Origin of the sequence: Clostridium sp., assembly GCF_016650035.1 — a bacterium.
Classification (GTDB): domain Bacteria; phylum Bacillota; class Clostridia; order Clostridiales; family Clostridiaceae; genus Clostridium_AD.
In genome coordinates this window covers 1-14,690 of sequence record NZ_JAENWM010000032.1, presented here as the reverse complement: position 1 = coordinate 14,690, position 14,690 = coordinate 1, and the positions used below count along the sequence as shown (strand labels likewise).

At 32.0% G+C, this 14,690-nt stretch carries 13 protein-coding genes; 2 read left to right on the top strand and 11 right to left on the bottom strand.

All coding sequences use genetic code 11. The features are described from left to right. Nucleotides 1-31 precede the first annotated feature (31 nt). A complete protein-coding gene (locus JJD95_RS09425) occupies nt 32-574 on the top strand; it encodes a DUF3841 domain-containing protein (protein ID WP_291642742.1) in 543 nt (180 codons plus the stop codon). 142 nt (nt 575-716) lie between these two features. Here JJD95_RS09425 and JJD95_RS09420 read toward each other — a convergent pair whose 3' ends face one another. Beyond that, nucleotides 717-2,369: a diguanylate cyclase gene (locus tag JJD95_RS09420; RefSeq protein ID WP_291642684.1), complete on the bottom strand. Its 1,653-nt coding sequence runs from the start codon at nt 2,367-2,369 to the stop codon at nt 717-719. Nucleotides 2,370-2,800: 431 nt separating this feature from the next. On the opposite strand from JJD95_RS09420, the gene JJD95_RS09415 reads away from it, so the two are divergent. After that, nucleotides 2,801-5,842 (top strand): PAS domain S-box protein, encoded by a 3,042-nt coding sequence (locus tag JJD95_RS09415; protein ID WP_291642682.1) that lies wholly within the window; start codon nt 2,801-2,803, stop codon nt 5,840-5,842. A 109-nt stretch (nt 5,843-5,951) separates the two neighbouring features. Here the strand turns inward: JJD95_RS09415 and JJD95_RS09410 are convergent, their stop codons facing one another. The 10 genes from JJD95_RS09410 to JJD95_RS09365 all read right to left on the bottom strand — a co-directional run. Continuing rightward, nucleotides 5,952-6,218, bottom strand: coding sequence for a hypothetical protein (locus JJD95_RS09410; RefSeq protein WP_291642681.1), 267 nt, complete (start codon nt 6,216-6,218; stop codon nt 5,952-5,954). A gap of 29 nt (nt 6,219-6,247) precedes the next feature. Continuing rightward, nucleotides 6,248-7,636 (bottom strand): APC family permease, encoded by a 1,389-nt coding sequence (locus tag JJD95_RS09405; RefSeq protein ID WP_291642679.1) that lies wholly within the window; start codon nt 7,634-7,636, stop codon nt 6,248-6,250. A 211-nt stretch (nt 7,637-7,847) separates the two neighbouring features. Further along, nucleotides 7,848-8,180 carry a hypothetical protein gene (locus JJD95_RS09400; protein WP_291642677.1) on the bottom strand — a complete coding sequence of 111 codons (333 nt, stop codon included), beginning with the start codon at nt 8,178-8,180 and terminating at the stop codon, nt 7,848-7,850. A gap of 76 nt (nt 8,181-8,256) precedes the next feature. Next, a complete protein-coding gene (locus JJD95_RS09395) occupies nt 8,257-8,532 on the bottom strand; it encodes a hypothetical protein (RefSeq protein WP_291642675.1) in 276 nt (91 codons plus the stop codon). Between the two features lie 216 nt (nt 8,533-8,748). Beyond that, nucleotides 8,749-10,053, bottom strand: a complete 1,305-nt coding sequence (locus JJD95_RS09390; protein WP_291642673.1) for a glycine/betaine/sarcosine/D-proline family reductase selenoprotein B — start codon at nt 10,051-10,053, stop codon at nt 8,749-8,751. Nucleotides 10,054-10,069: 16 nt separating this feature from the next. Beyond that, nucleotides 10,070-11,356 (bottom strand): glycine/sarcosine/betaine reductase component B subunit, encoded by a 1,287-nt coding sequence (locus tag JJD95_RS09385; RefSeq protein WP_291642671.1) that lies wholly within the window; start codon nt 11,354-11,356, stop codon nt 10,070-10,072. A 20-nt stretch (nt 11,357-11,376) separates the two neighbouring features. Continuing rightward, on the bottom strand, nt 11,377-11,760 hold the full coding sequence (locus JJD95_RS09380; protein WP_291642669.1) for a GrdX family protein: 384 nt from the start codon (nt 11,758-11,760) through the stop codon (nt 11,377-11,379). A gap of 186 nt (nt 11,761-11,946) precedes the next feature. After that, complete coding sequence (locus JJD95_RS09375) at nt 11,947-12,585, bottom strand: GntR family transcriptional regulator (protein WP_291642667.1); 639 nt, start codon at nt 12,583-12,585, stop codon at nt 11,947-11,949. A gap of 311 nt (nt 12,586-12,896) precedes the next feature. Next, nucleotides 12,897-14,420 (bottom strand): BCCT family transporter, encoded by a 1,524-nt coding sequence (locus JJD95_RS09370; protein ID WP_291642665.1) that lies wholly within the window; start codon nt 14,418-14,420, stop codon nt 12,897-12,899. Nucleotides 14,421-14,513: 93 nt separating this feature from the next. Next, nucleotides 14,514-14,690: glycine/betaine/sarcosine/D-proline family reductase selenoprotein B (locus tag JJD95_RS09365; protein ID WP_291642740.1), on the bottom strand; the 177-nt coding region annotated here is incomplete at its 5' end.

Below are 14,690 nucleotides of genomic sequence, written 5' to 3'. Positions count from 1 at the left end.
TAATAAAGTGACTCTTTGAACTAGACAAGATATAAAGAGCTTGGAAAATTTAAAAAACCAGGGAGTACACAGGAATAAAAAGGAATATATTGTGCAACAATTCGATGATATGTCTGAGCATTATATAAATGCTTATATGTGGTTTGTCAATGCTGCAAGTAAAATTGTTTCAAAACCCCAAGGTGTTACATTTCCCACCTGGTGCTCTATAAGTGAAAAAAATATGTTACGTCCTATAGAAAATACCGTAGTATATGTTTTAGAGGTGGATGCATCAGAAATTATCTATTTTGACGGTGCAAAATGGGATTATGTTCTAAACCATCATTATATCCCAAAGGATATAGAGGATGAAAAGTTATATGCCCAAAATATGGAAAATAGAGGTTTTAAAGATACCTATTCTTTTATAGAAGGAAAATTGTCCCACCTTTACCCCTTAGAAAAAAGGCAAGTTATGGACAGTTGGATGAGAGTATTTGAAGTAGAAGACATTAATGCATTTAGTTTGCAGGCAAATATATGGGAAATAAGAGAAGATATGATTGTGGATATAATATACTATAAAGGTTAAAAATCCTAGTGGTATTATGCAATTAAGACTGTATCATTAGCTACAGTCTTAATTGCATAACATGGGAGCTTAACGAGCAATTTTCTTAATAAGCTCTTCAGCATTTACTATTCAAGTTAAGAAATAATCTAAAGTTGCTTCACTAATTGGAATTAGAATATACTCTATATCTATCTCCACCCTCCCGCTTAACTTCATACATAGATAAATCAGCATTATTAATTAACGTATCTGCATCAATCCCATGCTCAGGAAATATACTTATGCCTATACTTCCTCCAATAAATAATTTATTATTCTTATAAATAAAGGCCCTGTTTAACTGGTCCAATGCAGTCTTTGCAATTTTTTTAGCATTTTGAGTTGACTTCAAATTTCTTAATATTATTATAAATTCATCTCCACCAATTCTACTAATTGTATCAGTTGATTCAATAATACTTTTTAATCTGAGTGCTGTAGCTTTAAGAATATCATCTCCAGCTTGATGACCATAATTATCATTAACACTTTTAAATTTATCCAAATCTATAAAGAGAATTGCAAATTTTTCATTCTTATCTTTAAGTAATAAATCAATTTCTTCTAACATCTTCTTTCTGTTAGACACTCCAGTTAGTGCATCATAATATACAAAATGACGTATTTGCTCTTGTGCCTGTAACCTATCGATAATATTATTTTTAAGTTTAAGATTCATTTCTTCTAATCTTAAATTAGCTTCCTTTTGAATTTTAGCTATTTTTTTTCTTTCAGAAATATCGTGTAATTGAGTTAGTATAGCTAATGTGTCTTTATATTCATCATGCATAATTGTTGCTGATAATTCACATACAAGATCTTCCTCACCAACCCTATGTAAATCAACTTCTATGTTTTTAGCCTCTTCAACTTGTTTCAAAGTATTAAAGTTAATATTTCTAAAATTTATTATTGACTGAAGTGAAATTTGATTTAAATCTTCATAATTATAGCCAGTTATTTTTAGTGTTGCCTGATTACAATTTTTCACAAGAAAATCTTCACCCAATATGAAGATTGGTTCATTTACAGCTTGAAAGATATAATCTGATACAATTCTATTAGAAATTGACATCATTTTATACTTATTAATTGCATACCACATTCCAACCATTCCAATTAACATTGCTATAAGTCCAAATGGGAAAATCCTAATGCCAAGAAGTGGACAAATAAAATCTGTTATTGAACCCAGACAAAAACTAATTATACTGGTAATCATAATAATTTTCATTTGTTTCTTGACTCTATTCTTTCTAGAATTTTTCATTATTAAATATACTATTACAAAATCCGTTATAAGTAACACTGCAAGATATATACTGAAGATATTACCGCTGGTTGTAGTAAAATATAAATTACTTACAAAACCATAAGATTCATTACTTATTATCTTAGAAGGTTCATATGGTAAATTATATACGAAAAATATTATTGATGGTATATATACTAAAAGATGTATTTTAATGTCGGATTTTTTATTCTCTATGTTTTTAAGAGAAAGAACGAATGTCAAAATCAAGCCATTAAAAAAACAACTACCAAATAAAGCAACTAATCTCCATATATTCGCAATTTCTATATTAGGAGAAATTAACATAAACGCATAACCTATGCACCAAAAGGAAATAGAAATACATATTATCAAAAATATTACATTAATTTTTGATCTTTTATCTTTCTTATAACTATAGACACCAATCGATAAATAAAAAATTAAACATATACACAATATTGTAAATAATATGATTTTAATATTTTCCCCACTTATCATCACCACTCTCCGCCTTTCTATATTTTATACATAAATCCCTATTTCTTCATTTCTATTTTCAGTTTTGCACTTTGCTATATTAGATTGGAAAATGGTTAATAAGATTCCAGCAATTAATGGTTTTTTAAATTTTAAGGCTCCGATGCTATGAACTATAGTAAAGAAAAATATATTCATAATTGACGCTGGTATAAACGGAAGCATCCACAAACTATAATTCTACATTAATTCCCAAATTCCTCTATATAGAGTAACATTTTTGTAAATATGTTCTAACAATAAAAAACACTTTAGCTTTGAGACAACTACTTCTATTATAAATAAAAAAAGATAGTCTAAAGAGGTATTTGTCGACATATGTAGAATAGTATATTAAATTAATATTTTACTGAAAATAACATCTAAATTTGAGATTACGGGGGAATTAATCCATGAATAATAATGAAAATGAAAATATCAATACAGCAAATGATGCTTCTTTTTATAAGCGTCTATTTATAAACAATCAAGAAATAATGCTTCTAATTAATCCTCAGACATCTGAAATTAAAGATTGTAATTTAGCAGCCTGCTCCTTTTATGGTTATCCTTATTATGAAATGATTAAATTGAAAATTACTGACTTTAACATAATTACAAAAGAACAAGTAATTAAAGAAATGAATATAGCCAAAGATGAACAGAGAAATCGGTTCTACTTTAAGCATAAGCTATCCGATGGACAAGTCAGGGATGTAGAAGTTCATTCTACACCTATAAATTTAGAAGGAAACACTTTGTTATTTTCAATTGTATCGGACACAACAAATACTAAAATTTATAGTGATAAACTCAGGATTGAAAAAACTGTAGCGCAGCGAACATTTAAACAGCGAGAAATTAATTCACAACTGCAAGAGACAAATAAAATGCTAGACCAGGCCAATAATCTGCTTTCGGCCATTCTTGAAAGTTCTCCTGAAATAATTGTATTTGCACTTGATCATAATTATTGCTATCTTGCATTTAATATCAAACACAAGAATACAATTAAATCAATATGGGGAAAAGAAATCCAAATAGGAATGAATATGCTAGATGTGATTGGTACACATGAAGACCACGAAAAGGCAAAATCAAATTTTGATCGTGCTTTAGCTGGTGAAAGTTTTACTCAAATTGAAGAATTTGGTGATGAAAATATTTCCCGTTTATTTTGGCAAGATTTTTGGTCTCCTATGTACTCTACTGATGGGAATGTGATAGGATTAACCTGCTTTGTTCTGGATGTTACTGAACTTAAACGGACAGAAAAGGTTTTAAGCCAAGAAAAAAATTTTGTAGAAGCACTATTGGAAAGTGTTCCAGGTTATCTTTATGTTTATGATGAGTCAGGTAGGCTTATAAGGTGGAACAAGAAACATGAAGAAATGACGGGGTACTCAACGGATGAATTATCTCACATGACCCTTGATAAATGGTTTGAAGGGGAAGATGCTATAAGAGTAGCCGCAAGTGTTAAAGAAGTATTCAGTACGGGAAGTGGAAAGGTAGAAGCAGATTTGATTGTTAAAGGTGGTGGGAAGCTACACGTATTATCAAATGGAGTACGTTTAATTTTGGATGGGAAAACTTACCTTACCGGAGTAGGTATGGATATAACGCAACGTAAAAAAGATGAGGAAAAACTAAAGGAAAGTGAAAGACAGTTTAGGAATGCATTAGAAGAAGCACCAATACCAATTATGTTACACGCCGAGGGCGGAGAAGTTCTAAAAATAAGCAGAACTTGGACGGATATCACAGGATATACATTGAGTGACATTCCAACAACTGCAGTCTGGGCAAAAAAGGCATATGGAATGAATAAAGAAGAACTTGAAGCTATAATTAATTCATTATATAGGCTCAGTAAAAGACAATATTATGGCAAATTTCATGTTAAAACAAAAGATGAGAATGTACTGATATGGGATTTTCATTCTGCATATATCGGCAAATTGCAAGATGGACGTAAAATGGCAATGAGCGTAGCAATTGATGTAACTGAACAGCAAAGATTGAAAACAGCGCTTGAACAAGAGAAGGAATTTTTAGAAACCACATTAATATCAGTAGGAGATGGAGTAATTTCCACCGATAATAAGGGTAATATACTATTTTTAAATAGGATTGCTGAATACTTAACTGGATGGACTCAAGAAGAAGCAATTGGAAAATCTATTGAAGAAGTATTTAATATTGTTAATGAATTCACACTAGAAAAGAGCGAAAATATAGTTGAAAAAGTACTTAAAAGTGGAAAAGTACATGAACTGGGTAAAAACACCATATTAATTTCAAAAGATGGTATTGCTAGACCTATTGAAGATAGTTCGGCGCCTATTATGCAACAAGACGGGAAGATTGTAGGTGTGGTGTTGGTGTTTAGAGATTTTCCCGAGAAAAAACAAAGGGAAGAAGAAATTGAGTATTTAAGTTATCACGACCAACTTACGGGACTATATAATCGCAGATTCTACGAAGATGCGTTAAAGAGACTTGATAACGAAATAAACCTTCCTATGACCATAGTTATGGGTGATGTAAATGGGTTAAAGCTTATTAATGATTCTTTTGGACACGCCACTGGTGACCAACTTCTAAAGAAAGTAGCTGAAATTATGAATAAGGGATGTAGATCTGATGATATTATAGCCAGACTTGGAGGGGATGAATTTGTTATTATATTACCTAAAACAGATACTCTTGAGGCAGAAAAAATCATTAAACGTATCAATAATTTGTCATTAAAAGAGAAATTAGCATCCATTACCATTTCTATTTCTTTTGGATATGAAACTAAGAATAAAATGGAAGAAAAAATTGATGAGATATTCAAAAATGCAGAAGATCATATGTATACAAAAAAAAATTTTGAAGGTCCAAGTATGAGGGGCAAGACAATTAAAGCAATAATTAATACTCTACACGAAAAAAACAGAAGGGAAGAAGAACACTCTCATAGAGTTTCATCACTATGCAAAAGCATGGGAAACGCCCTTGACTTAACTGAAAAAGAAATTCAAGAACTTAAAGTAGTAGGGTTACTCCATGATATAGGGAAAATTGCTATAGATGAAAATATACTAAATAAACCAGGTAAACTTACAGATGATGAGTGGTCAGAAATTAAGCGTCATCCAGAAATAGGTTACAGAATACTAAATACAGTAAATGATATGGCTGATATGGCTAACTATGTATTGTATCACCATGAGAGATGGGATGGGAAAGGATATCCTAAAGGCTTAAAAGGCGATGAGATACCATTTGTGTCAAGAATCATAACTATAGCGGATGCCTATGATGCAATGACTAGTGAGCGAAGTTATCAAAAAGCACTATCAGAAGAAGTTGCAATAGACGAGTTAAAAAAAAATGCAGGTATTCAATTTGATCCTGAAATGGTAAGCATATTTATAGAAAAAGTATTGGTTCTAGGTACCATATAACATCAATGAACTTATCCTGTAATAAACATATGATTTATTCAAACTGCTTAATATGATAAATGCAAAAAGCCAGCTTGTAGATGAAATACAAGCTAGCTGTGGATTATTCCTAGTTTCTATTATATTTTTTGCGTGCTAATTTATCTACTTCTAAAACCGAAAGCACCCAAACTGCAAAAGCTCCAGAAAAACGACCTATAAATGATGTTACTTCCGTAGTCAACTGAAAGGTAATGTACCCAAAAACAAACATCCAGCAAATCATAAGAAATCCTCTCAGTGGTTTACCTGATAGAACATGCCCTGATCCTGGTATAATAATGGATGAAATTACTATAATATAAGATGGCAACTGTTTTTTTGATGCATTTTTCACAACAAATCACTCCAATTAAATTTATATTTTTAATATCCCTTTGGACGAGGCCATGCGTCACAAGAAATAAATTCTTTAATATCTAAATATTTATATCTATGTAAAACAAACCAAAGGGATGCTATAAGATAAAACATACAACCTGACACAAGATTTATCCAATAACCAAAATACATACCAATAAATGTTGTTAATGAAATACCTATAATAATTATTACATGCAACTGATATATCGGTGCTATATAACTACGTTGAATATGCCCTATAGGATACATTTTTCTGAATTTAAACATCATATATGCTGTAAACATATATATTAATAATGCAGAAAGTATTGAAAAAGTAACTACTTGATCAAGTAACCCAGTAAATCCAAAAGCTATAGCTATCGGAAGTAAAAATAATATTGCCCTATAAGGTGTATTATACTTAGGATGAACAACAGCAAAAAAATCTGGTATCAATAAATCTTTTGACATCGCATACCAAGCTCTACTTGAGTCAGTGATACATCCATTAGCACTAGCTAAGCAAGCAAACATTGTCCCTATAAAAAGTGCATTTGCAACAAATGCACTACCTGTTCCCTTTGCAGCATCAAAAAGAGGATAAACTGAATTTTTTAGTATATTAGCATCTACCATGCCTGAGCATATAAACCAAGTTGTTGTTCCTCCAATAAGCAGAGTTACTAACCCAACAGTTGCTCCCACTGGAATAGAACGTCCTGCTGAACGACATTCCTCAGCAGCTACTACAGTGCCTTCTATCCCCAAAAAAAACCATATACCGAATTGCATAGCGCCCACTATACCTATATATCCATAAGGTAATCCATTAGTTAATTGCGATAGCTGCAGTAGACTCTCTGATGATGAATAAAATTTCGTGGAAAATAACAAAATAAATATTGTTATAAATGCAATTAGTGCAAAAATAAAGTTAAAACTTAATGTTAGGTAGACACTTCTATAATTAAGATATGTCAATGCTAACAAACTTAAAATAATATAAGGTAAAGCTTGCACATCCGGACTTAATGTTTGTATTATTTCACCTACTACTAATGCATCCGCCGCCTCTAGCATTACATATTGAAAAACCATCATTAGTCCTATATTAAAAGCTCCAAGCGGTCCTAATAGATATTTTGCCATGGCATATTGTCCTCCCGCTTCTGGAATAACAGTACCAATTTCTGTATTTACCATGATTAAAGAAATAAAAAGTATCCCAGCTATCCAGCAAGCAATGATTGCTCCCAAAGAACCACCTTTAGTAATACCAAAATTCCATCCCATAAATTCTCCAACTAGAACTATCCCTACACCTAATGCCCAAACGTGCAATACCCCTAAAACTTTCGATAACTGCGATTCTTTATCTTTTTCTTCATTTTCAAATACAGATTCCTTCATTTTTTTAAATCCTACCTTTCACGAAATAATTAATATACTTTTGTATTTTATTTTGATTTAGAACGTTCTTTCTCTATTTTTATAACATCTTTAGAAATTAAGAATACTATTAAACCACAAAGTCCCCAAACAACATAATTCATTCTTGACCAAAAACTCATTTTTCTCCTCCTTCTGTCTCGTTTTTAAAATACTAGCTTTTAGATTAAATTTAACTTATCTTCTCTGTTGCAAATTCATCCTCATTTTCTATAACATCAGCTCTGCTATTATCTATTTTGTTACTATAGACTTTATTAATCATATCTTTCAATTGTTTATCTGATTGATTAATCATGTAGACTACATAAATTACTAATCCCAAAATAGTTATTAGAAAAGTTATGCCATGAAATGTGTAATCCATTCCACTCGAACTTGATTCAGATGCTTTTCCCTGTATTATTAAAGCAGTAAAAAGTGTTGCAAAACAAAGAATCATAATAAATAATACATCAAATACTTCTAAAAATTTATTTTTACTGTTCTTACTTTTATTCTTCATTTTCCTTACTCCTCCTTGTTTTTTTATATTTCATTTAATCATATTGTGTTTTTTTTAATACTTTCTAAATTCTAAATTAAGAATTCTTACTATTTTCTATAGAACATAAGATATCTTCACTATATAACTGATTTCTATTTTTCTTGAGATGTTTTATTACTCCTATTAAAGCATTGGTTGCTAATGTTCCTGTAGTTACCCCTACTGAGACAATTAAGATTTTATATCCTGAATTAGATACTATTTTACTTATGTTAACTATTACACTGCCTAAAATTCCCCACATAAAAAATACAAAGAAAAAAACAAGAGCTAAATCCATAATGTACATTCTTTTGATTTTACTTTCCATTCGTTGTTCATCTCCATATAAATATTATTTTTAGAGGATTGCAGAATATCGCAATCGTTAATAATTCTATTAATGTCCATATCTCATTTTTTGATTTATATAGTTTATCATATATTAACGTATCCGCTGGTTTTAGAAAAAAGGGACTTACTTTATAATGATTATTTAAAATCATTATTAGCCAGTCCCTTTGTTATTTAAATAACGTAAATCTTATTAAAATTGAGTTATTTCTGTTATTTCAGTACTTAATGCAGTTAAAGTTCTCGCAACCATTTTCTTTCTTAATCTATATTCTTCATCCTTTGGAAGATTAGGATTACCAACAGGGTAAGGAATTGCAATAGTTGGAACAATTCTATTAGCACCTACTGACTCAGATATAGTTGTTATAGTGGACATATGAACTACAGTAATACCGTATCTTTCAATTTCTTTTAGCATCGTTGCACCGCAACGTGTACAAGTTCCTCATGTTGACGTTAATATAACTCCGTCTACTCCAGCTTCTTTTAGTTCTTTTCCTATTTCAGTACCAAATGTTATTGCATTACCAACAGAAGTCCCAGTACCTGTTGTAGTATAGAAATACTTATATACTTTGCCGATAACTCCCTCTTTTTCAAATTCTTTTAACATATCAAGAGGTGCTATTCTATCAGGCACTTCATTTGCATATACTGGATCAAATCCACCATGTATAGTGCAGTAACTGCCAGTAAGCGCATCTATTCCACTTACATCATACTTACCCCATTTTTGCGCACTAGCAGATTGAATTCTATCAGGATTACCAAATGGAACCATACCACCACTAGTTACTAAAGCTATAGTTGCTTTGCTTAAATCTTTGATAGCTGCTGCTGGATCAACTTTATCAAATACTGGCATTGGAAGCTCAGTTTTAAATGGTTCATCATTTAATCGTGCCAGTAGCATATCTACTGCTCTTTCTGATCCTCTTTTATCAGAGAATACAGTAAGTCTCTTACCTTGAGATATATACCCTTCTTCCTCTGGAGATCCGATTTCTTCTTTCCTCATTAGTTTCAATGTAAGTTTAGCCATTGTAGGTAACGCTTTACGCATTCCAACAGCAGAATCTGGTACACTAACAACCAATGCCTTACCCCTGCACACATCTAAGCCTGGATTTTCTATATACATACCTGTAACTACAGGAATACCAAGTTGATCTACTACAGCATTCGCAACCCCAGCACAAGCCATTCCATATCTACCTGCATTAAATGCTGGCCCTGCAACAACTATATCTGGTTTCTGCTCTTTCATAACTTTCATAATATATTCTAGTGCTTCTTCTTTATTTTCATTGAAGTAGTTATCTCCACAAATTAGAGTTCCAATAACTTCCCCTTCTCCTTCAAGCATAGAATTAAATCCTAGTGCTGGTCCAACAGTTTCAGCCTTAAATATTGGCTCTACATCAGCCTTTTCTTCGCCACCAATTTGACCGAAAAATTGATTTACATAGTATAACACTTTAAATTTCATATTCATCCTCCTCCCTAATTTCTTAATATAATTTAACTGTACAGTTGTGATATCCTATTTCTGATGTTGCTCCAATTACTGCATTTAACTCACACTTCAAAGTTCCATCAGCTTCTACTGAGCCTTCCCATCCTCCTGCAAGTGTTTCAATTGAGGAAGAATTTCCTATTACTCTATCTGCAGGTGGTAGTATAACCACATGACTTACATTACCTGTAGATATAACTGCTATTGCCTCTTTTGTTGTATCTGCTAGTGGTTGAGACATACCATCACGACCTGAACATTCGTCAGTAATTAATACAGTCTTTATTCCTACAACTTCTAATCTCTTACATATCATCAGAAGATCGGAGTCAGGATTACCATATCCTTCTTCAGATATAATTACTCCATCTGCTCCAAGGGTCTTACATAGCTTGGCTGTATAATCACAAGTTCTAAATTTACCTTCAAGTGTAGTTAATTCTGGCGTAAGTATTACACCTAGGAAATTTATAGTTTTTCCATGCTCTTTATATAAATCAAGAATTGCAGTATTGTTTTGATGTTGGTAAGTAGTTATCTTATCACAGGCTGCAACACAGTTTCCACTAATTACTGCACCATCTAACTCTTCATTTGGATGCAAAAGTGTAGGTAATATAAGTTGACTATTAACGCCATAAATATATCCATCATGAAGTAGACCTTGAGAAATAAGCATCTCTACGTAAGCTACTTTTGGAAGGCCTGGATATTTCTTGTTTTCCTCAGCATAACTTCCCATTTCATAAGTCAATATTTCATCTGGCTCTACATTTCTTCCTGCTTCTCCAATAAATTCTGCGGCTCTAAGTCCTGCAAGCCTAACAACTTTCTCATGAGCATGTGGAGCTAGTCCTTTTACTGGTTCAATATCCAAAACTATATTAAATGTTTTTGAAAATGGCGTCCACTTTGCGCCTTCTCCCCACATATCAACTACACCTTCCTGGAAACCTACTATATCTCCAACGGTTACAATTGCTGCGCCATAAAGCACATTAACTTTTCCATATCCTAGCTGAGCTATCTTAGTTGTTACACCAGGAAATCCATTACCTTCACCTTCGATTTTCACCCTTGGCTCAATAACGTCTTTAACAGGAATTATTCTTACCTTTTCACCAGGTCTAGCCATGTCAACCTTTACATTTATGATATTCTCGTCTTTCTTAAGTTCTAAAATTAATTCCTTTTCATTTACAGTTAAGATACCACCCTTTACAGTAGTTTCATTTCCTAGCTGTATGTCCACAATATTAATTCTTCCTAATTCAAGTTTCAAGGAAAATCACCTCCATTTTATTAGTTGTTTTTTAATAACAAATTTCTTTCATGCTCATCTAATGATGATTTTAATAGTTCACTATCAATCATAGCGTAATCTTCTGAGTTTTTTATATCTGGTGACCTCACCTCCATATGCTTTCTATAGTTTTCTATACTGTTTTCTATGGTCGCTATATGCATGTCCTCTGCCTTTTGTTGCTTTTCACCGATTATTATGGAACGATAGGGAGAAAATAACATTCTTAAACTTGCACCTAGTGGATGATTAATTAGTTTATAACCTGAATGTACAAAATCACGTGCCTTCACTAGTACATCTTCAAAACTTCCTTCTACAAAGATTACGTCACTATAAGTACTTTTAACTTTTGGATTGTTAGTTACTATTTGGAATAACATCTACTACCCCCCTTTATCATTATGTTTTTGTTAAATATTTCTCAATTGTCTTCACTTATCATTCTACATGTATTTTGATTGTATTTCAAGTATATTTCAGTAAAATTATTAATAATTTTCAGAAAATTAAAAAAACCTAATTTTAGATGAGGTTTATCATCTAAAATTAGGTTTTTATTAATACTTCTAAAGCATATCTGTTTTTATCTTTAGTACAAATTCATCTATATGATCTCTGGCGTATTTCTCTGCTTTTTCTGTATCTTTTTCTTTTATTGCTTCTAATACCTTTCCTAAAGTATTAGTGAAAAGATCCATGCTATCGAAATAGCGTTCGCAATAATGCCACAACCTTTCTGTATGATAATGTAGTTGTGTTAAACTATCTTGAAGCCATGGATTATCACAACTCGAAAATATGATAGTGTGAAATCGATTATCATCATTTATAGCACTTTGATAATCTTTGCTTATATCATAGCTTTCAAGCCTTGCCATTATTTCTTCAAGTTCTTTAATGTTCTCATCACTTATTCTTTCCACAGCAAGCCTAGTTGCAAATGGACCAAGTTCCCTTGTTAATTCAAATATACATTTCATCTGTTTAAAATCAATGGGTGTCACTTGAGCTCCAAATCTTGGTACTATGTTTAAGAGTTTGTCATTATGTAATTGATGAAACACGCGTCTTATGGGAGTTCTACTTATATTAAACTCAGCAGCTATATCTACCTCATTTAAAACTTGCCCTGGATCATACTTGAGATGTATTATTCTCTGTTTTAATATTTCATATATATTCTCTGTATCCAATTTGCTAACCACTATAATCATTCCCCTTAAATTAAATTCTCATTACTTATTATATTTGTTTTTATCAAAATACACAAGGTGCTTTACGGAACCTCAGAGCTGAAACACGATTTTACTAGCTCTAATTTCATTTTCTCCTACTTTACATAGCCCCTCTTTTTTAGGTGTCTGACACGACCCCGTAGAATGCAACTAGAAGTTATATTCTTGCTAAATTTGTTCTTAGTTTTCTTTAAAGGTCCATGGTTTATAAATTCAAGATACAAAAAAAACTAGGAAAATATCCTAGTTTTTTTTATCTATTAAGATATGCCCACTCTAGCTTAAGAAGATATATCTTCGCTTTTTAAAGCTTTCCATAGGGATACACATGCAAATAACATTACGAAAATAAATGGGAAAGCTGCCGCCACTGAAATAGTTTGAAGTGACTGTAATCCTCCACTTAGTAACAATGCACCTGCCAATAGTGCTAAGACCACTCCCCATATTATTTTTTTGCTATTTGATGGATTTAAATCTCCACCTGATGAAAACATTCCTAAAACAAAGGTACCAGAGTTAGCCGATGTAATAAAGAAAGTTACCAGCAAAACTGTTGCAATCAATGATAATATTGTTCCAAACTTATAATGACCCATAATAATAAAAAGTGCTGTTTCAGGAGATGCTACAATTTGCTTTAAAGAATCCATGCTCATAGCTCCTGTAATTCCTAAGTTTATGCCTGCTGCGCCAAATACTGAAAACCATATAAATGATGCCACAGATGGAGCAACAACCACCCCTAAGACGAATTCTTTTATTGTTCTGCCCTTAGATATTCTTGCTATGAAGGATCCTACAAATGGTGCCCATGCAATCCACCATGCCCAATAGAATATTCTCCATCCATTTAGCCAAGAATTATCTCCAAATGCGCTAATGGCTAAACTATCTTTTAATATATCATTCAAGTATAAACCCATACCACCAGTTAATGTATTTATCATTTTTAGTGTTGGTCCTACTAAAAATGCAAGAACTATTAAGGCTCCTGCCAAATATAAATTAACATCCGAAATTATTTTTATACCCTTGTCAATTCCACTAACTGCTGTCCATATATAACATATTGCGATTATTAATATTATTAGTATCTGTACAGTGTGAGTTTCTGGAATTTGAAATAAATAATTAAGCCCACTATTTATTTGCATAGTTCCAAGACCTAATGACGTAGCTATCCCTGCCACTGTTGCAAATATAGCAAGAACATCTATAGTTTTTCCTAAGGGTCCTTTTACCCCTTTTTCCCCTATAAGTGGTTCAAATATACTGCTTATAAGAGCAGGCTTATTCCTTCTATATTGAAAATATGCTAAAGCAAGGCCTATAATTGCGTAATTTGCCCAAGGATGAAATCCCCAATGCATAAATGAAGCTTTCATTGCAAAATTTGCTGCTGCCTCAGTTCCTGGTGTTATACCATTAGGTGGTGCAATAAAATGTGATAATGGTTCTGATACTCCCCAAAACACAAGTCCTATACCCATTCCTGCTCCAAATAGCATTGCAAACCAAGAAGCATTACTGTAGTCAGGTTTAGAATCATTCGCACCTAGCTTAATCTTCCCATACTTACTAAATGCTAGTGTTAAAGAAAATCCAACAAATATAACCATCGATACAAGATATGCCCATCCAAAATTTTCTGTTAAAAACTTAAGTAAACCATTTGAAACATTAGTAAAATTATCTTTTGCAACTATTGCCCAAATAACTATAATAAAGGTTAAAGCTAGAGATATAAAATAGACGTCTTGTCCTTTTCCCTTCTTATCAATCACGTTAGTACCCTTCTTCATATATTTCCCCCTCTTAGTATTGTTAAGTATATCACAAACTTTATTAGTTAAATAAGCCTCACGTTATTATAATGAGGCTTATTTGATTAAAGTTTACAGTTTTACTTTAAATACTGTTTGTTCTTCAACATCTGTAGCTAGAGCATCTAATGCTACACCTACTCTATGATAACGTAATTTCCATTGTTCCATCTTACTAGTACCTGGATGTCCTAATGGGTATGGTATTGAAATTGTAGGAACTATTCTGTTTGCACCAACAGTTGTTGC

Coding starts and splice junctions, on each gene's coding strand:
- JJD95_RS09380 (WP_291642669.1), bottom strand. CDS start 11,760: ATGTTATTCCAAATAGTAACTAACAATCCAAAAGTTAAAAGTACTTAT.
- JJD95_RS09415 (WP_291642682.1), top strand. CDS start 2,801: ATGAATAATAATGAAAATGAAAATATCAATACAGCAAATGATGCTTCT.
- JJD95_RS09420 (WP_291642684.1), bottom strand. CDS start 2,369: ATGATAAGTGGGGAAAATATTAAAATCATATTATTTACAATATTGTGT.
- JJD95_RS09395 (WP_291642675.1), bottom strand. CDS start 8,532: ATGGAAAGTAAAATCAAAAGAATGTACATTATGGATTTAGCTCTTGTT.
- JJD95_RS09405 (WP_291642679.1), bottom strand. CDS start 7,636: ATGAAGGAATCTGTATTTGAAAATGAAGAAAAAGATAAAGAATCGCAG.
- JJD95_RS09370 (WP_291642665.1), bottom strand. CDS start 14,420: ATGAAGAAGGGTACTAACGTGATTGATAAGAAGGGAAAAGGACAAGAC.
- JJD95_RS09400 (WP_291642677.1), bottom strand. CDS start 8,180: ATGAAGAATAAAAGTAAGAACAGTAAAAATAAATTTTTAGAAGTATTT.